This is a genomic window from Mesorhizobium sp. P2_A12 (genome assembly GCF_056405075.1).
The window spans coordinates 1-18804 of sequence record NZ_JBFUCU010000034.1; the positions used below are offsets into that span (position 1 = coordinate 1).

At 59.4% G+C, this 18804-nt stretch carries 17 protein-coding genes, 1 pseudogene and 1 riboswitch; of the genes and pseudogenes, 13 read left to right on the forward strand and 5 right to left on the reverse strand.

Annotation, left to right across the window (positions count from 1 at the left end):
* The first annotated feature begins 706 nt into the window (after positions 1-706).
* The gene (locus AC1DZU_RS33465; RefSeq protein ID WP_010913527.1) at positions 707-2200 is read left to right on the forward strand and encodes an NAD-dependent succinate-semialdehyde dehydrogenase; all 1494 of its coding nucleotides are present in this window, start codon (positions 707-709) and stop codon (positions 2198-2200) included.
* Between the two features lie 304 nt (positions 2201-2504).
* Here the strand turns inward: AC1DZU_RS33465 and AC1DZU_RS33470 are convergent, their stop codons facing one another.
* A complete protein-coding gene (locus tag AC1DZU_RS33470) occupies positions 2505-3188 on the reverse strand; it encodes a transposase (protein ID WP_477291467.1) in 684 nt (227 codons plus the stop codon).
* 88 nt (positions 3189-3276) lie between these two features.
* On the opposite strand from AC1DZU_RS33470, the gene AC1DZU_RS33475 reads away from it, so the two are divergent.
* Positions 3277-3447, forward strand: a complete 171-nt coding sequence (locus AC1DZU_RS33475; RefSeq protein ID WP_198292772.1) for a hypothetical protein — start codon at positions 3277-3279, stop codon at positions 3445-3447.
* Positions 3448-3809: 362 nt separating this feature from the next.
* Here the strand turns inward: AC1DZU_RS33475 and AC1DZU_RS33480 are convergent, their stop codons facing one another.
* The 4 genes from AC1DZU_RS33480 to AC1DZU_RS33495 form a co-directional block, all read right to left on the reverse strand.
* Complete coding sequence (locus AC1DZU_RS33480) at positions 3810-4895, reverse strand: cytochrome-c peroxidase (protein WP_032925888.1); 1086 nt, start codon at positions 4893-4895, stop codon at positions 3810-3812.
* 1434 nt (positions 4896-6329) lie between these two features.
* A complete protein-coding gene (locus tag AC1DZU_RS33485; RefSeq protein ID WP_027033144.1) occupies positions 6330-6590 on the reverse strand; it encodes an XRE family transcriptional regulator in 261 nt (86 codons plus the stop codon).
* Positions 6591-6934: 344 nt separating this feature from the next.
* A complete protein-coding gene (locus tag AC1DZU_RS33490; protein ID WP_477291470.1) occupies positions 6935-8350 on the reverse strand; it encodes a mannose-1-phosphate guanylyltransferase/mannose-6-phosphate isomerase in 1416 nt (471 codons plus the stop codon).
* A complete protein-coding gene (locus AC1DZU_RS33495; protein ID WP_477291472.1) occupies positions 8350-9783 on the reverse strand; it encodes a phosphomannomutase in 1434 nt (477 codons plus the stop codon). Before AC1DZU_RS33495 ends, AC1DZU_RS33490 begins: the two co-directional genes overlap by 1 nt.
* Before the next feature lie 507 nt (positions 9784-10290).
* On the opposite strand from AC1DZU_RS33495, the pseudogene AC1DZU_RS33500 reads away from it, so the two are divergent.
* The 11 genes and pseudogenes from AC1DZU_RS33500 to AC1DZU_RS33550 form a co-directional block, all read left to right on the forward strand.
* Positions 10291-10392, forward strand: a pseudogene (locus AC1DZU_RS33500) (hypothetical protein); the annotation flags it as partial.
* Positions 10393-10486: 94 nt separating this feature from the next.
* A complete protein-coding gene (locus AC1DZU_RS33505) occupies positions 10487-10750 on the forward strand; it encodes a hypothetical protein (RefSeq protein WP_477291505.1) in 264 nt (87 codons plus the stop codon).
* A gap of 526 nt (positions 10751-11276) precedes the next feature.
* A complete protein-coding gene (gene queC, locus AC1DZU_RS33510; protein ID WP_477291474.1) occupies positions 11277-11975 on the forward strand; it encodes a 7-cyano-7-deazaguanine synthase QueC in 699 nt (232 codons plus the stop codon).
* Positions 11975-12331: a 6-carboxytetrahydropterin synthase QueD gene (gene queD, locus AC1DZU_RS33515; protein ID WP_172352508.1), complete on the forward strand. Its 357-nt coding sequence runs from the start codon at positions 11975-11977 to the stop codon at positions 12329-12331. The genes queC and queD overlap by 1 nt, the downstream gene beginning before the upstream one ends.
* A complete protein-coding gene (gene queE / locus AC1DZU_RS33520) occupies positions 12328-13065 on the forward strand; it encodes a 7-carboxy-7-deazaguanine synthase QueE (protein ID WP_477291477.1) in 738 nt (245 codons plus the stop codon). Before queD ends, queE begins: the two co-directional genes overlap by 4 nt.
* Before the next feature lie 280 nt (positions 13066-13345).
* Positions 13346-13462, forward strand: a riboswitch (TPP riboswitch).
* Positions 13463-13566: 104 nt separating this feature from the next.
* Entirely contained in the window at positions 13567-15402 is a 1836-nt protein-coding gene (gene thiC, locus AC1DZU_RS33525; RefSeq protein WP_477291479.1) for a phosphomethylpyrimidine synthase ThiC, read from the forward strand.
* Positions 15399-16400, forward strand: coding sequence for a glycine oxidase ThiO (gene thiO / locus AC1DZU_RS33530; protein WP_477291481.1), 1002 nt, complete (start codon positions 15399-15401; stop codon positions 16398-16400). Before thiC ends, thiO begins: the two co-directional genes overlap by 4 nt.
* Complete coding sequence (gene thiS, locus AC1DZU_RS33535) at positions 16369-16566, forward strand: sulfur carrier protein ThiS (RefSeq protein ID WP_477291483.1); 198 nt, start codon at positions 16369-16371, stop codon at positions 16564-16566. Before thiO ends, thiS begins: the two co-directional genes overlap by 32 nt.
* Before the next feature lies 1 nt (position 16567).
* On the forward strand, positions 16568-17341 hold the full coding sequence (locus AC1DZU_RS33540) for a thiazole synthase (protein WP_477291485.1): 774 nt from the start codon (positions 16568-16570) through the stop codon (positions 17339-17341).
* Positions 17338-17943 (forward strand): thiamine phosphate synthase, encoded by a 606-nt coding sequence (locus tag AC1DZU_RS33545; RefSeq protein ID WP_477291487.1) that lies wholly within the window; start codon positions 17338-17340, stop codon positions 17941-17943. Before AC1DZU_RS33540 ends, AC1DZU_RS33545 begins: the two co-directional genes overlap by 4 nt.
* On the forward strand, positions 17934-18704 hold the full coding sequence (locus AC1DZU_RS33550) for a hydroxymethylpyrimidine/phosphomethylpyrimidine kinase (protein WP_199201568.1): 771 nt from the start codon (positions 17934-17936) through the stop codon (positions 18702-18704). The genes AC1DZU_RS33545 and AC1DZU_RS33550 overlap by 10 nt, the downstream gene beginning before the upstream one ends.
* The last annotated feature ends 100 nt before the right edge of the window (positions 18705-18804 follow it).

Consider the following 18804-nt stretch of genomic DNA (forward strand, 5'->3'; position numbering starts at 1 on the left):
CGCACGGCTCTCCAGGACGCGGCCTCGGTCGCCGGCCTGCTGGTCACCACCGAAGCCATGATCGCGGAGGCTCCGAAGAAGGAGTCGGCTGGCGGCGGCATGCCTGGCGGCATGGGCGGCGGCGGCATGGGCGGCATGGGCGGCATGGACTTCTAATCTAGCCTCTATCAGCTTTCAAATACCGAGAGGGCGGCAGCGACGCCGCCCCCTTTTTTTGGGACGGAGCCGGTCGGAAAAGGTTTGGGCTCGCGTGATATTGTAGTGCGCGCGCCTACACGGCCACACTACATCGTCGCAGTGGAGCTTTCGGGTGGCGAACTGAACAAACATGGCTTTGTGCGCGACTATCAAGACTTAGCAGCGCTCAAGCCACTACATCGATGGCACGTTCGACCATGGCGGTCGGTTTTCGATATGCCTGATATGAGCGGCCGTGGAAGCCGCTCAAAGAATGATACCGCAGTGCTGTTGCCAACGTCGGCGATTTCGATGATCGACTCCGCCTATGCCAGCTCTTCACGAGCTCTATCCGCGCTTGCCTGTTATGGAGCGAAAGCCTTAGCGCGACTCGTGATTGAGGCTGTCATTGCTATGGGCTAATCAGTCGGGAAGCTGCGCTTGCAATGACGGAGGGCCGGAACGATCTCGTCCGATCATCTGGCACAAGGTGTGCTTATTAGTACGTTGCGAAGCTAGTAACTTAACCATGAAGGGGGACGACGGTTTGACCGTGACACAGTCGCTGACGAGACGTCTCAAAAATCCCGAGCTATTTGACGATCTGGCCGGTGTGCCTGGTCGGAAGGCGGAGCAATCCACGAGGCGTTTTTCGGTGTTCAATCCCTCAACGGGCGAGCTGTTGGCTGAGCTTCCAGATATGGATGTCCGGGACGTTTCCAAGGCAATCGATAAGGCTGAAGCTGCGCAGGAACATTGGGCGGCGCTCACCGCGCGCGAGCGCTCCGACATCTTATGGGAATGGCACCAACTGATCCTCGACCACAGCGAGGATCTTGCAGCCATTTTGACGGCTGAAATGGGTAAGCCGCTTGCAGAGGCGAAGTCTGAAATCGCCCATGCCGCAGCCTACCTCCAATGGTATGCCGAGGAGGCCAATCGCATCTATGGCGAGACGATTTCGCCGCCTTCTAACGACAGGCGTATGCTGGTAATCAAACAGCCGATCGGTGTTGTCGGCGCCATTACTCCTTGGAATTTTCCCGCCTCGATGGTGGCTCGCAAGATTTCGCCTGCGCTTGCCGCCGGCTGCGCGATTGTTCTGAAACCCGCGGAGCAAACACCGCTTGTCGCGGGTGCTATGTTCACGCTTGCCCGGATGGCAGGTTTTCCCGATGGCGTTCTAAACTTGATCTACGCATCGGAAGGCGATGCGGTTGGGCGTGAACTTTGCTCGAACCCGAAGGTCCGCAAGATCAGCTTCACTGGGTCGACCGAGGTCGGGCGGCTGCTCATGAGGGAGTGTTCGGATCAGATCAAAAGAACTAGCTTCGAACTTGGTGGTAACGCTCCTTTCATTGTTTTTGATGATGCAGACGTCGACGCTGCCGTCGATGGTGCGCTACAGGCAAAGTTTCGGAATGCAGGCCAGACCTGCGTTTCAGCCAATCGGCTTTACGTACAGTCCAGCGTGTATAATGAATTCTGCGACAAATTCACCAAGCGCGTCAGTGCATTGCGCGTCGGTGACGGTTTCGAGCCAGAAGTTGCGATCGGTCCCCTGATCGATAAGTGCGCGCTTGCAAAGATTGAAGATCATATTCGCGATGCTGTGCGGCAGGGTGGGAAGATCCGTTGCGGTGGCAACCGTATCGGCGAATCGGGAACCTTCTTCGAGCCCACGGTGATCACCGACGTCGAAAGGACAATGCGGGTCGCTCAGGAAGAAACCTTCGGACCGCTGGCCCCCATAATCCGCTTCAACGATCCCGACCAGGTGGTGCGCGAGGCGAATGACACGATTTACGGTCTTGCAGCCTACTTCTACGCTTCCAATCTAAAGCGCGTGTGGCGCGTGGCTGAAGCCCTCGAATACGGAATGGTCGGCATCAATACGGGACGCATGTCATCCGAGGCCGCACCATTTGGCGGAATGAAGCAATCAGGGATCGGTCGTGAGGGGTCGCGCCACGGCCTTGAGGATTATCTCGAAATGAAGTACCTGTGCATGGGTGGGCTATAATCCCACAGCATCCGCGTCCCATTGACTTCGCCCTGACAATCCGCCGCGGCCATCGATGGAATGGTGGCCTTCGATCAAGGCCCGGTGTAAAACCTTGACTGTCATCCTTGCCTTCGGCCGCATTCACCGATCCCTGATTGACACGTGCTTGCCATGTACCGCTTCAATCCGCCGGGAGTGGTTTTTCCTGTCTCGGCCGCGACAGATCAGGGTGCTGGTGCGCAAAATCTCCGTCCATCCGACAGCCGGCGAGCCTTCGATCACAGTTCTACCGTCTGGTCGAATGGCGGCATCTTCTGAAGCCTTATTGCAGCCCTAGCTTCCTCTTCAGTTCCGCGTTCTCTGTGCGCAGGCGTTCCGCGAGCAGGCTCTTCAATCGCTTGTTTTCTTTCTCGAGGGCGACCAGGTCCTTCAGATCGTCACCATCGGATCTAGGCGCCGCGGCCTTCTTCCAGTGATAATAGGTCTGTTCCGATATACCCGCCTGCTTTACGGCGCTCTTGAGAGTGGTGCCGCCGCTGATCGACGTCTCGACTTGAGCGAGCATTTGGGCGCGCTCTTTTCCGGAGTAGACCTTCCGGGCGCTCCGCACGGCCGCTGCTGTTGCTGTTGCTTCCGCCGGGGACGCCGTATTGGCGCCATTCTTGCGACCAGGCTCAGTCTTGGCCTTCCGCGAAGGTGGGGTTTTCTTCTTCGTTTCAGGCGTCCTTCCTTTGGGAGCGTGTTCGGTTGCAGCTTCTACTGATTCAGCGTCTAGGGGATTTGCCATGAGATACTCCGCTCGCGGTTTGTGCGCGTGTTCAGCATCAAGGGCTATGACATTAGAGTCAATCAGCTGACGATTTGGCAGATCCATATCTTTGAGCTCCCTTGTTGTGTCGGCTATAGCCGCGGAGAGATCGACATCGCTCCAGATGGAATGGCCCCGTTTTTGATAATTGCGCTTTTGTTTGACCTCCACAGTGAACGGTCGGGTCTGCCGCCTCATAGTTTCTTCCTTGTTAGAACGAATTGCACAGGAGGTCGCGGCTGACGATGACTGAACAACTGGCGCTTCCTCTGTTGCGCCGAGCTATATGGATGAGATAGCCCGAGAGCAAGCGGCACTTGCGGTGTGCATCGACAAATGCTCGGGCCACGTCGCTGGCTGGCCGCAGCTTTGTTTTCATATCGATGCGTTTGCAGAGCTGGAACAGCGGCTCGCGCGTCGCAACGCCATCGAGCACGTTTTGAAGGGGTGGATTTGAAGGCATCCGGTTTCTGCTGCGCGCACGCCAGCGGCTCGCGGAATATTGTCCGCGGTGGCTCAGGTGGTTGCGAGCTTGTCAGCGAATCTAAAGCGGGGGTAGGGGGTACATGTAACGACAGATCACGACACAGTCGGCTAGTCGGAGCGTCTGATCGACGTGGCCGGCAAGGCGGGTCATGCTGTCGTGACGTAAGTGGGCGTCGCCGGGTCAGGTTTTCATTTAGCGTTTCAATTGAATTCGGAAATGAAAGTCCCCTAGCTTTCCAGTTGGATAGGCCTCGCCGGAAGTCATGATCGTCTCGTCCCAGTGAAGGTCGCAATCATTCGTGATTGCGACCTTCACTAGCCAGCTCCGGCCAATCATTGCGGGAGGATATGCAATACAGGTCGAGGCGTTGTCGGCGTTTCGGCGGGTAAGACGGGATAGGCGACCTCCGGTACTTTTCCGGTCAGCGAATTAAGGAAGGCAACGAGCAGGTCGACTTCTTTTTCCGTCAATTCTTGGCCGAGCTGGGTGGTCCCCATAATGGCGACGGCCTGTTTCAGATCCCAAACCTTGCCCGAATGAAAGTATGGCGCGGTGAGTGCTACGTTGCGCAACGGCGCCACGCGGAAAACATAGGAATCGTCGGCTTCATGGGTCACGGCAAATCGGCCTTTGTCGTTTTCCGGCAGGACATCGGTGTTGGGCTTTTCAACGAGGCCGAATGGGGAATAGCCCTCCCCACCCACGTTGATACCGCCGTGGCAGGACGAGCAGCCTTTGTCCATGAAAAGCGTCAGGCCCTGTTTCTGTTCGGAAGTCATAGCGGCGTCATCGCCGTTGAGGAAGGCATCGAAGGGCGCCGGTGTGACCAGTGTCGCCTCAAAGGCTTCGATTGCCTTGGCGACGTTTTCGAAGGTGACGCGATCGGCTTCGCCGGGGAAAGCTGAATTGAACCACTCGACATATTGCGGCATCGACTTGAGCGTGGCGATGAGTTGACCTGGTGTGTTGGCCATTTCGACAGCGGCTTGGATCGGTGCCTTGGCCTGAACCTTCAGGTCTTCAGCACGACCATCCCAGAACTGCGCTATGTTGAAGACAGCGTTCAGTACCGTCGGCGCGTTGCGCGGTCCCTTCTGCCAACCATGGCCGATCGAGCTTTCATGATTGTCGTCGCCCCCCGTGGCCAAGTTGTGGCACGAATTGCACGACAAGACGCCTGACGCCGAGACGCGTGGATCGAAGAACATTGCCTTGCCCAGGGCTATCTTCTCCGGTGTGATCGGGTTGTTGGCGACTGTCGGCGTGATGGATGGTAGAGGCTTGAAGGTGGCCCGTGCTGTTTCTCTGAGGTATACGGGGATTGTTTGCGCAGCAAAAGCGATGGCCGGCAACGCGACAGCCACCGTAGTGAATAGGATTTTCACAAGTGATCTCCCTGCGTTTTGCACGGAAGCCATTGTTGATATGCGGTTCGTGAACGCCTTGCGCTAAAGGCGGCAATCCTCTTTGCATAAAATCGATTCTGACGCGGACCTGACATATTGTCTTCCTTCGTTGCATTGCGCGATATCACCCACGATGAACGCCAGTCGGTATCTCCTGTCGCCTCTTGAGAAGTATCAAAAGTCGTGCCAACTGAGCAGAAGGAACCTCCGGGGGATTTTCTGGTCATCATTCAATAGGTTGAAGGAATTCGCAGCAAAGCGCAGCCCTGCTCCGGTGTCGCGGATCTGACAGCCAACAGTCGGGCTGAAACAGAGAGATGTTGGTCCCTCAGCGTCGATGGGCACCCGGCCTCCTGCATGGCCGGGAGGGGACCACACGGTATTAAAGCTACGCCGCCGGCAAGCATCGCTAGACAGTCCCCGCAGATACTTTGACGCGCCGTCATCACGCTCACATCGATGATTGCGCGGCCGCTTTAACGCGCCGTCGGCTTGCGGCGCGATTGAGGAGCCGCGATCTGGCGGTCGGGCACTAGGCGCACCAGCTCGCGGACCAGCGCTCGCAACGACAGGCTGGCCGAATTGTTGAGACGGCAGTTTTCCGGCGAGATTGTCAGACGACACTTGCGCATCCGATGTAACGGCATGCGCTGCTACAGCCGCTCGAGTTGCGGAAGGTGATCGGCAATATCAGTCGATCAGGTGCGCGATAAGGTTCGTTGCCATGTACGGCAGGCGCGAGATGAGCGGCCTGGCACTCTGACGGGGTAGGCCAGCATGCGCCGGGCCTGACTGGCGGGGGCTCGGAAGAGAAACGCGGCACCGGCTGACGAAGATAATACGCTCCTGCGCGCCGGTGACGGACCGGGGCTATTAGGCGTAGGCGCATCGCTATCGCCATGCCACGTGGACAATCCTATTCGGGCTGGGCAGATGGACGGTAATTCCAGCTTTCGACGGCGTTGACTTCGTCGATGCAGACCGGCCCCGATGCACCGCAGTCCTCGCATTTCATCACAACGCGCGCCTCGTCCGTCTCATATGGCCTAACCTCGCAGCTTGTGCAGAACGGGCAAGGGATCGCTTTCATCGTGACGAACCTTCCTGATGGCCTCGGGTGGTTTCGCCGAAATCTTTCGTCTAAGCGCTCGACTTCGCAAGCGCTGATCGTTGTGCCGTAGTTCGGCGCCACCATCGGGTAGGGATATTTTGTCCACATGCCCTCGTATCATCAACCGGCTAGCCGGTTCTCTCTATCCACAGATCTGGCCTCTCGTGCGGGCCAAGGTTACATCCGTGTCGCCCAGCATGAGGCCGATCTTCCGCAGAGCGAATCGATTCCGTAGAAATAAGAATTCTGCCACCGCCCCGCCGCCGTAAGGGTATTGATATACCCTTGGGATTGATCCGACTTGGCAGGCGGCGGGTAATCTTCAGAGGCCGACGTCAGGCAGCGTTCGGGATACCCCAGATTTCATCGAAGATACTCTCAGCCAAGCCAAGCGCCCGAGCGATCCGATCGCGATAGCCCTTGTCGAAACAATGGCCAGATTCGATCAGCCCGACCTCCTCGACTGTCAGACCGCTGGTCACGGCAACGTCCTCGGTCGAATAGCCAAGATGTTCCCGACATGCCTGGATTACGGGTTTTCCGTTTGAGATTGCGGTAAGCACTGCCTCGGGCAGCGCGAAAGGCGTTGCGGTCATTTTGCCTCCAAATGCAGAGAACGGCCATTCGATAACTCGAAACAAGCGGCGGCCGATGTTGAAATAGGATGCCGAAACAGCCCGAGCCGGCGGCATCCAAAAATGCGATCACTCTCGAACGTGTGAGAGGCGCTACGCTAATATGGCGGCCGCCGCCGTTTAGATCAAGAACCTTGGCTCGCTTAGGGGGATTGCTCCAGTGGCCACAATTCGACGACACAGTGCAGCGCATAAAACCTGTTCTGGTTTGCCTCGCCTTGCCTAGCCGCCGGTCGCCTGACAGCCCACATGTGCCGACGCAGGTTCGGTCTGCCAGCCACCGTAGGGCATGTGACGTGGGACTGTCAGGTTCGACCGTATACGTCCTCAAGCCGCACGATGTCATCTTCGCCGAGATACTCGCCGCTTTGGACCTCGATCATCACCAGTCCGATATTGCCGGGGTTTTCGAGCCGGTGTTTGTGGCCGCAAGGGATATAGGTGGATTGATTAGTGGTCAGGAGTAGCTCCTGGTCGCCGTTGACTATTTTCGCAGTGCCGCTGACCACGACCCAGTGCTCGGAGCGGTGATGGTGCATCTGCAGGCTCAAGCGTCCGCCCGGCTTCACCTCGATGCGCTTGATCTTGAAACGCTCGCTTTCCTCCAGAACCCTGTAGGTGCCCCAGGGCCGGTGCACGGTACTGTGAAGCAAGTGCGCTTCATGTCCCGCAGCCTTGAGGCCCTCGAAGAGTTTCTTGACGTCCTGGACGCGATCGCGGGATGCAACAAGCAATGCATCGGGGGAATCCACGATCACCAGGTCGCTGATGCCGACGGTGCCGATGACGCGTTTGTCCGAGCTTATGTAACTGCCCACGGTGTCGACCACATGGACATCGCCGCGAATCCTGTTGCCGCTCCCGTCAGCGGCGACCAGTTCGGCCATTGCGTTCCAAGATCCAATGTCGTTCCACCCCATTTCGCAGGGAACGACAGCGAGATTGTGGGTTTTTTCCATCACCGCATGGTCGAGTGAAATACGCGGCGCCATGGCGAAGTGCTCAGATGAGAGTTCGACGCTGGCAACATGTTCGCCGTGGCTGACGCGAGCGTTATCATAGCTATCGAGAACGGCATCGATCACCTGCGGGCAATGCGCAGCCATTTCGTCGAGCATGACCTGCGCCTTGAAGCAGAAGATGCCGGCGTTCCAGAAGAAACGTTTGGACGCGACATAAGATTTGGCAGTCTCGGCGTTCGGTTTCTCGACGAACCGGACAACTTTCTCACCGTCGGCCTCGATGTAGCCGAATGCGGTGTCTGGCCTATCCGGGGTTATGCCCAAGGTTGCAATACGCCCCTGCTGCGCCTGTTCGATTGCCCGGTTCATGGCGGTTTGAAATGCGGGCAGATCACCAATCATATGGTCGGCGGGAAAAACACACAGAACAGCATCGGGACCCTGTGTTGCCTTGGCATGGACGGTTGCCGCAGCGACGGCGGCGGCGGTATCCCGACCCTCAGGCTCAAGCAGAAAGGTGCGTGGCAAAACAACGGAATCCAGCTCGTCGAAAACGTCTTTCGTAAGGAAGAGTTGCCCCGTGGACGTCACGGTAACAAGCTCCACGACATGCTGCATCGAAGCGGCGCGCAACACGGTGTGCTGGATGAGCGAAAGTCCATCCGCCACCTTGAGGAAAGGTTTGGGGTGCGATTGCCTTGAGGCGGGCCAGAGCCGCGAACCAGCTCCACCGCTGATGATGACCGGAACCACTTTCATCAAAGGTCCTCTATCTCGTCTGTAAGCGCGAACGCATGTGCCCCTTGCAGCGTCGAGGCGACGATCGCCATGGCCCTGCTCTCGGTAGAAGCTTCCGAGTAGCAGCGCAGTTCCGGGGCATTGCCGGAAGGCCGCAGATGTATGATCTCACCTGAAAGCATCCGCGCCCTGAGGCCATCGGTTTCGTCAATTTCGGCGACGGCCCCGAACGAGGCAAGAAAGTGCTGCAGTGCGTTCCGGCTTGCGAGATGATCCATCAATCTGCGCGAACTTTCCGCGGGGAAGTTCTGAAGCCGGTCACTGGCGCACACAGGAAGATTCCAAAGCCCGCGCAGTCGCGACAGCTTCTTTTTTGTCGACGCCATGGTGCTGAGGACGGCCAAAATCGGGAGGAATGAGTCCCGCGTCGGCAGTGCAGTCAATGTCTTCCCATTCACCACACAATCCGAGCCCAGCAGAACACCACCATTGGCCTCAAAGCCGACGATGACGCCGCCGGCGCCGTGTAATGCTTCCATTGCTTCAATGACATATGGAGACCCGACTTTCGTCCTCTGGACCGCGAAACCAAAGGCCTTCGAAATTCCCGAATTGGAGGTCACTGGCGTCACGATCGTGTCTGCCTTCAGGAAAAGAGCCGTTGCAAGCCCAACCAGGTCGCCGCGAAGAAGATCGCCATTTTCATCAGCGATGAGTGGCCGATCAGCGTCCGCATCGGTCGACACGATGGCATCGAGACCGAATTCGCGGACCCACTTCTTCAATTTTGCGATTGTTGCTGCGTCCACGGCTTCGGTATCGACAGGTACGAAGGTCCCGGTTTTCCCGACGGCGACTACGCTGGCACCGAGCGATCGAAGAACCTGTACCAACAGTTCCGCCGCGACCGAACTGTGCTGATAGACACCAAGTCTCATGCCGGAAAGTGAGCCCGGCTCCAGCATGTCATGGGCGCGCTCTCGATAAGAGGCGATCGCTTCTTCACGGTGCATAGGCCACGTCGTTCCCAGACAAGCCGTTGGTGAGCAATACGCAATTGATCTTTCGGCTACAAAGCGCGTAATCGCGGCCTCATCCGCCTTGCTGATTTCACCATTCGGGCCATAGAATTTGATGCCATTGCGATCGGCTGGAATGTGCGACCCGGTGACCATAAGAGCCGCCGCGCCGTGTTTGCATGCATATAGTGCCAGGGCAGGCGTGGGTATGGTGCCGCAATCGATCGGCTGGAAACCATTTGCGGCCAACGCCGCCATGCAATTGTTGGCTATCGCCTGACTGCTGTCACGTAGGTCGCGGCCTATGAAGACCGAGCTATTCGGCTGAACCCGGCTGGAAATCAAACGCCAAGCGAAAGCTTCGGTATAAAGTCCGCTGGCCTTGCCGACCAATTCCGAAGCCAAACCTCGAACGCCGCTCGACCCGAATTTCATGATTTCGCTTTGCTAGTGGACAGGCAGGGTGGGGTAATGTTGCAATGGGCTAGTATTTCTACTGCAAGCGCCATCGTTCTCAGGCACCTGCTGTTCAGGTATGCGGTCTCTACAACACGGTGTGGCGTAAGGACCCCTCAGAGTTCCGCCGAACAGCAGGGCATCCACTGGCACAGGGGCATCCACAGTTCTCCTTCTAATGGATTCTTTTGGCGCGCTGATCTAATGATCAAGGAAGTGGAGTGATCGATCGGTGCCTGCCGGTATTTCGCTATGCAGCATCATGACAGGTCCGTAAACTTGGTTGTTTGGATGGAACGCATCCATGGCATGGATAGGGCTAGAAAGCCGTCTCGAGCAGCGCAAGGGAACCCTGTGATTCTTGGGTAATGGATTAAGGTCAGCCAGAGCGCTCGCCGACCATGGCGTCGCCTAGGGCGCTGGACCCAAGCAGGAACCGATGCTGGGATCAGTTGGGGCGACGATCAGCGCCGACAATGTCTTGCCTTGCGACGCCTTCAGAAAGTTGTTTCTGGAATTGCGTTCGATCAAGGCCCAGCGCAAAACCTTGATGCAGTCGTCGCCGCCGCAATCTTCGCCTTCGGCTTTGTCTACATCCATCCGTTCGACGACGGAGACGGCCGCATTCACCGCTACCTGATCCACACGTCCTTGCCATGCACCGCTTCAATGGCCGGGAGTGGTGTTTCCCGTCTCGGCCGCGATCCTGGACCAGATCGACGAGTACAGGCGCGTGCTGGAGAGCAATTCGAAGCGCCTTCTGCCATTGGTCGAATGGGAACCGACGCCGCAATTCAACGTCCGGGTGCTGAATGACACCGGGATTTCTACCTTCGATGCAACCCCGCACGCCGAATTTCTTTATGCCTGCGCTCGGCGGACGATCGAACGGTCCCTTCCCTCCGAAACAGCTTTTCTGCAGCGCTACGATCAATTCCGGCAATAGGTGAATGCCTTTATCGACATGCCCGAGCGGCTGATCGATCTGCTCTTCCGTTTCCTTAACCAGAATGGTGGCCCCTATCGAGCCGCGCCCTCGGAAAGGAATTCCCAGCTCTGACCAATGACGAGGCGCGGCGGCTCGAGGCGATCTATGCGCAGACCAGAAAACGGCAAAGCACGCGGCAGAAGCCTTTCACTGGACTGCCGGTCGACCCTTGCGTTGTCGCCGAAACTCGGGATGTCATGTTCTGGGGCAAACTGGACAAGCCGAAGGTGTGTCGGGAATGCTGCTGCGCCTCGGCAGTGATTTCTGCATCGTCTATACGCCTATATACGCAGTGCCGGCGTCAGCACCCCAGCGGTCGAAGATACGCGACAAGTCGCGTGCAAAGTCATCTTGGGGACGCTGACAACAAGGTACGTGGGCTCAATCGCGTCCACCCCATTCACAAAACCGGCTCGGTGGAGTAGTGGGAACGCAGAGAAATCTCCGGTCGTAGCCTTACCCGGTCAAAACAAGGATTCAAACCATGAATGCCCTCGTCATCTGCTCCGGCGGATTGGACTCTGTTTCGCTCGCTCACAAGGTGGCGACCGAGCAGAAACTCATTGGCCTGCTTTCGTTCGATTACGGCCAGAGGCACAAAAAGGAACTCGGCTTTGCCGCCATCTGTGCCAAGCGGCTGGGTGTTCCGCACCAGATCGTCGATATCCGCGATGTCGGCCGGAACCTGAGCGGCTCGGCGCTGACTGATAATGTGGACGTGCCCGACGGGCACTATGCCGAAGACTCCATGAGGATCACGGTGGTGCCGAATAGGAACGCCATCATGCTGGCCATCGCCTTCGGGGTTGCCGCCGCGCAGAAGGCCGATGCGGTGGCCACTGCCGTCCACGGCGGAGATCATTTCATCTATCCCGATTGCCGGCCCGCTTTTATCGACGCCTTTCAGACGATGCAGAACCATGCGCTCGCAGGCTACGCCGATATCCGCCTGTACGCTCCGTATGTGAATATGTCGAAGGCCGACATCGTCAGCGAGGGGGCAAAGTACGCCACGCCGTTCGAGGCAACGTGGTCCTGCTACAAGGGCGGTGCACGTCATTGCGGTCGCTGCGGGACATGCGTCGAACGGCGCGAAGCATTCGATTTGGCCGGCATTGCCGATCGGACAAATTATGAGGATGCAGACTTCTGGCTCCACGCTATCCAGACAAGGAGCGCGTGATGTTCCGCATTACCAAAGAGTTCCACTTCTCGGCCTCGCATCAGCTCACCTCCTTGCCATCCGATCATCAGTGCGCACGCCTGCACGGCCACAACTACATCGTCGTCGTGGAGCTTTCAGGTGGCGAACTGGACGAACACGGCTTTGTGCGCGACTACCAAGATCTGGCGGCGTTCAAGCACTACATCGATGGGACGTTCGACCATCGGCATCTTAACGACGTGCTGGGTCATGACCATGCCACAGCGGAATGTCTGGCCAGGCACTTCTACCACTGGTGCAAGATGCGGCTACCCGAAACCTCCGCCGTGCGGGTGAGCGAGACGCCGAAAACCTGGGCGGAATACCGACCATGACTTGCGCGTTGCATCCCGGAATCCGGGTGAGCGAGATTTTTGGGCCGACCATTCAGGGCGAAGGCGTGCTGATCGGCTTGCCGACGGTGTTCGTAAGAACCGGCGGGTGCGATTATCGCTGTTCCTGGTGCGACAGCCTGCATGCGGTGGACCGTCGCTTCCGCCATGATTGGGAGATGATGTCTCCCGACGCGGTTTGGCAAAAGGTCATTGCGCTTTCCGGCGGTCAGCCCGTGATGGTATCGCTGTCGGGCGGCAATCCGGCCATCCAGCCGCTTAGCCAGTTGATCGACCGCGGGCATGGTGAGGGCTACCGTTTTGCATTGGAAACCCAAGGCTCGGTGTCTAAGCAATGGTTCGCGGATCTCGACGTGCTGGTACTAAGCCCCAAGCCGCCCTCAAGCGAAATGACGACAGATTGGGCCGCGTTCGACGCCTGCTTAGAGGCGGCGCAGGATAAGCCGCAGATGGCGCTCAAGCTCGTTGTCTTCGACGATGATGACTATGCCTATGCCAAAGACGCCGCGGCGCGCTACCCGCAATTACCCGTCTATCTGCAGCCCGGCAATCACACGCCACCGCGTCCCGGCGACGAAGACGCATTCATCGACATGGCCGGTGTGATGAGGCGCATGGAATGGCTGGTTGAAAAGGTGACCCGTGACAGGTGGTTCGAGGCGCGTGTACTGCCGCAGCTTCATGTTCTGCTCTGGGGGAACAAACGGGGCGTCTAGCCGAAGCGGAAGGATTGCCGACGACGAGCAAGACAGACATCTATAGCAATCTCACCCAACTGGGTGGCAGCAGCGTCGTTCCGGAAAGCCCCGAAAATACCGTGCTGGAAAAGGCACCGAATCCGCATGAGGGCTCGCCTTATTGGGGGCGCTTCACCGCTGCTCTGGGGCGTCACTTGCTCTCGATACTAGCATGCTTTTCCGCTGGGTTTGTTTGGTCGTCGATCACCGCTGCGGGACGAATGCGCTTGACAAAATAGCGCCGGCCCATTCAATTCGACGCATTCACCAGGGGAGTCCCGGCAAGGGGCTGAGATACTGCTGGCTTTCGCGGCGCAGTGACCCGTTGAACCTGATCCAGTTCATACTGGCGTAGGGACGGTGCAAGCGCTTTGCGGGAGTCCACGCCCGAAGACCTGTTTCGGCAGGTCGACCAAAGCGTCTTTTCATCCTTCCGGCACAGAACTGGGTCTCCAATGCAATGAGCAAAGGAGCCTCAAGATGAATGCCCTCACCCCCGCCGTATCGACGGGACCACTGCCCGCCTCACGGAAAATCCACAAGCAAGGCACCCTCCATCGGCACATCAAGGTGCCGATGCGCGAAATCTCCGTCCATCCGACGGCCGGCGAGCCTCCTGTGACGGTCTACGATCCGTCCGGCCCGTATACCGACCCGGCTGTCGAAACCCGCATTGAAAACGGCCTTGCCCGGCTTCGCCACGAATGGATTACCGCGCGCGGCGATGTCGAGGCCTATGGCGGACGCCATGTCCGGCCAGAAGACAATGGATTCGTCACGGGCGAGCGCCTGACACCGGAATTTGCCATGCGCAACCGGCCGCTCAGGGCCAAGCAAGGCAAGGCGGTGACCCAACTTGCCTATGCGCGCGCCGGCATCATCACACCTGAAATGGAGTTCGTCGCCATCCGCGAAAACCTCGGCCGCGAGATGCTGCGTGGCAAGCTTGAGCGCGACGGCGAAGCCTTCGGCGCGACGATCCCAGACTTCGTCACGCCGGAATTCGTGCGCGATGAGGTTGCGCGCGGGTGTGCGATCATTCCCGCCAACATCAATCATCCCGAAAGCGAGCCGATGATCATCGGCCGCAATTTCCTGGTGAAGATCAACGCCAATATAGGCAATTCCGCCGTCACCTCCTCGATGGCCGAAGAGGTCGAAAAAATGGTCTGGGCGATCCGCTGGGGCGCCGATACGGTGATGGACCTGTCGACCGGCCGCAACATCCACAACATCCGCGACTGGATCGTGCGCAATTCACCGGTGCCGATCGGCACGGTGCCGCTCTACCAGGCGCTCGAAAAGGTCGGCGGCATAGCCGAGGATCTGAGCTGGGAGGTCTACCGCGACACGCTGATCGAACAGGCTGAACAGGGCGTCGATTATTTCACCATCCATGCCGGCGTGCGGCTGCACTACATCCCGCTGACCGTTGACCGGGTCGCGGGCATCGTCTCGCGCGGCGGCTCGATCATGGCCAAATGGTGCCTGCATCACCACCGGGAAAGCTTCCTCTACGAGCATTTCGCGGAGATCTGCGACATCTGCCGCGCCTATGACGTCTCCTTCTCGCTCGGCGACGGCCTACGTCCCGGCTCGATCGCCGACGCTAATGACGCAGCACAGTTCGCCGAGCTGGAAACGCTCGGCGAGCTGACGCAGATCGCCTGGGCAAAGGATTGCCAGGTGATGATCGAGGGACCCGGCCACGTGCCTATGCACAAGATCAAAGAGAACATGGACAAGCAGCTCGCTGTCTGCGGTGAAGCACCCTTCTATACGCTTGGACCGCTGACGACCGACATCGCACCGGGCTACGACCACATCACCTCAGGCATCGGTGCGGCGATGATCGGCTGGTTCGGCACCGCCATGCTCTGCTACGTTACGCCCAAGGAGCATCTCGGCCTTCCCGATCGCAACGACGTCAAGATTGGCGTGATCACCTACAAGATCGCCGCCCATGCCGCCGATCTGGCGAGGGGTCATCCGGCGGCGAAAGTCAGGGATGATGCCCTCTCCCGCGCGCGCTTCGAGTTCCGCTGGGAGGACCAGTTCAACCTGTCGCTCGATCCCGAAACGGCGCGGTCATTCCACGACCAGACCTTGCCCAAGGAAGCGCACAAGGTGGCGCATTTCTGCTCCATGTGCGGGCCGAAATTCTGCTCCATGCGCATCTCCCACGACATCCGCGCCGAGGCGCAGAAGGAGGGCATGGCGGCGATGGCGGCGAAATATCGCGAAGGCGGCGATCTCTATGTGCCGGCGGACGAGGCCGGCGCACCGCTCATGCCGGAGGCGCATGGGCCATCATGAGAGTGCTGGTTAAAGGGGCCGGCGTCGCCGGCCTCACCGCGGCCTTCGAACTCGCCGCCCGCGGCGCGACGGTCACAGTCGCCGAGATCCGGCTGACCCTTGGCGGCAATGCGTCGTGGTTCGCCGGCGGCATGCTGGCGCCCTGGTGCGAGCGTGAAAGCGCCGAGCAGCCGGTGCTGGATCTCGGATGCAATGCCGCAGACTGGTGGGAGGCGGCAACGCCTGGCCAGGTGACACGGGCGGGAACGCTGGTCGTGGCCGCGCCGCGCGATGTGGGCGAGCTCGAGCGGTTCGCCAGCCGTACATCGGGTCATCGGCGTGTCGATGAAGATGAAATCGTGTTGCTCGAGCCCGACCTTGCCGGCCGCTTCCGCCGCGGACTGTTCTTCTCCGACGAAGCCCATCTCGACCCGCGCCAGGCGATGGCGGCACTTCATGGCAGGCTGGCGGCGATGGGCGTCGAATTCCGCTTCGGCGTCGATGCCCGGCACATTTCCGGTTTCGATCGCCGGATCGACTGCACGGGAATGGCAGCCCTCGATGGCAGGCTGCGCGGCGTACGTGGCGAAATGCTGATCCTGCGCACGCCGGATGTGTCGCTGTCGCGCCCGGTCCGGCTGCTTCACCCGCGCTTTCCGCTTTACGTGGTGCCGCGCACCGGACACCGTTTCATGGTTGGCGCGACGATGATCGAGAGCCGGTCCACGGGACCGGTGACGGCGCGTTCGATGATGGAGCTTTTGGGCGCGGCCTACGCTCTCCATCCGGCATTCGGCGAGGCTGGCGTCATCGTGACCGGCGCCGGTGTTCGTCCGGCCTTTCCAGACAACCTGCCGCGAGTCGCGACCCACGGAAGCACCGTCGCGATCAATGGGCTCTATCGCCACGGTTTTCTCCTCGCCCCCGCCATGGCGCGCCAGGCTGCCGACCTGGTTTTCAATCAAGACGGAACCAAGGAGCTTGCTCATGAAATTGATGGTCAACGGCGAAGCGCATGAGATTGCCGCCACCACCCTGGCCGAGCTGCTTGCCGCGCTCGACTATCAGAGCGATTGGCTGGCGACCGCCGTCAACAGCGACCTCGTAAACAAAGCCAACCGGGTGGAATTCCGTTTGAGCGACGGCGATCGGATCGAAATCCTCTCGCCCATGCAGGGAGGCTAGCATGTTCGACCTTCTTGGGACGACGCTCCCTTCCCGCCTGCTTCTCGGCACCGCGCAATATCCTTCGCCGGCCATCCTTGCCGATGCGGTCAAGGCATCGGGCACGTCGGTGGTGACCGTCTCGCTGCGCCGTGAGATGGCAGGTGGCAGGGCCGGCGAGAAATTCTGGTCGTTGATCCGCTCGCTGGGCGTCAGAATCCTGCCCAACACTGCCGGCTGTCACTCCGTAAAGGAAGCGGTCACCACTGCGAAAATGGCGCGCGAGGTCTTCGGCACCAACTGGATCAAGCTCGAAGTGATCGGCAACCACGACACGCTACAACCAGACGTGTTCGGTCTGGTCGAAGCCGCCCACGTCCTGTGCGAGGACGGTTTTGCTGTATTCCCCTACACCACCGACGACCTCGTTGTCGCCGAGCGGCTACTGGCGGCGGGCTGCAAGGTCTTGATGCCGTGGTGCGCACCGATCGGCTCCGCCCTTGGGCCGATCAACATCATGGCGCTGCGCTCGATGCGCGGACATTTCCCTGAGGTCCCGCTGATTGTGGATGCGGGGCTCGGACGACCGTCGCACGCGGCAACCGTTATGGAACTCGGCTTTGACGCAGTGCTCCTGAACACAGCGGTCGCCAAGGCGGCCGATCCGGTCGGCATGGCGCGTGCGTTCGGCAAGGCGGTCGAGGCCGGTCGTGAAGCTTTCATCTCGGGAATCCTCGAACCGCGCGACGCTGCCGTGCCATCGACACCGATATTCGGCAGGGCAGTTTTTTCATGAAGCTCGATCCCTTCTATCTGATCGTCGATAGCGCTGCCTGGATCGAGCGGCTGGTGCCGCTGGGCGTCAAGCTGGTGCAACTCCGCATCAAGACCATGGATGAAGCCGGGTTGCGCGCTGAGATCCGCAAGGCAAGGGCCTTGTGCGCCCGCCACCACTGCCAGCTCATCGTCAATGATTACTGGCGGCTGGCAATCGAGGAAGGCTGCGACTTCGTCCACCTTGGCCAGGAGGATTTGCAGACCGCCGACCGTTCGCGGATACGGGCAGCTGGCGTGAGGCTCGGACTGAGCACGCATGATGGTGTCGAACTGGAAACGGCGATGGCCGCCGAGCCTGACTATATCGCGCTTGGGCCCATCTACCCGACCATCCTGAAGAAGATGAAATGGGCGCTGCAAGGACTCGAACGGATCAGAGAATGGAAGCATCGGGTAGCGCCAATCCCATTGGTCGCCATTGGCGGTCTCAACCCTGACAGGCTCGACGGTGTTTTCGCGGCTGACGCCGACAGCGCGGCAGTGGTCACCGACATCACGCTGAATGCCGATCCCGAAGCGCGCACACGAGAATGGATCGAAAAGACGGAGCGATGGCGCTGAGGCGAGAACCGCATGTGCTTGTCGTTGGCGGGTCGGACTCCAGCGGTGGAGCTGGAATTGCCCGCGATATAGAAACGGTTTCCGCCTTCGGGCTGCGCAGTTGTCTTGCCATCACCGCCGTGACAGTCCAGACGCACTCGGCTGTCGAGCACGTCAAGCTTGTGCCGTCGGAGCTTGTCGCCGCTCAGATGCGCGCCGCGTTCGCTGCCAACGCTGTCGCGGCCGTCAAGATAGGCATGATTGGGACATCGGCGGCTGTTGAGGCAGTCGGCGCTGTTTTGGTCAACCGCCAAGTGCCTGTGGTACTCGACCCGGTCCTGGCCTCTACCTCGGGACGCAATCTGCTGGCGGACGATGCCATTAATATGCTGCGCCACGATCTGATGCCGATCTGCCGGCTTGTAACGCCTAACCTGGTCGAGCTGGCTGCGTTTACCGGCTCGTCACCGGCCGCGGACGAAGAAGGGGCTTGTCGTCAGGCTGAAGAGCTATCGAGGACGGTGAGGACCGCCGTCCTCGTCAAGGGCGGCCATGCACAAGGAACCCGTTGCGTCGACGTGCTTTTGCAGCCGAACCAACCTGCAGTTCGGTTCGAGGCGCCCCGCTTGCCGCGTGGGATGCGCGGAACGGGTTGCATGATGGCCAGCGCAGTCGCCGCCTCGCTTGCTCTTGGAGCGTCGCTGGAAGCGAGCGTGCGCCAAGCCAAGCAACATGTTTTCGATGCGCTTGCCGGATCGAAGGATATCGGGCCGATAAGCTGATCGGGCCGAACGTATCCAACGCTCCGATCAAGTCTGGCAGGCGATCGTGGGTCTACTCCTAGGACATGAAGGCCCTATCCGAGGGGTGAAATGCGGCATA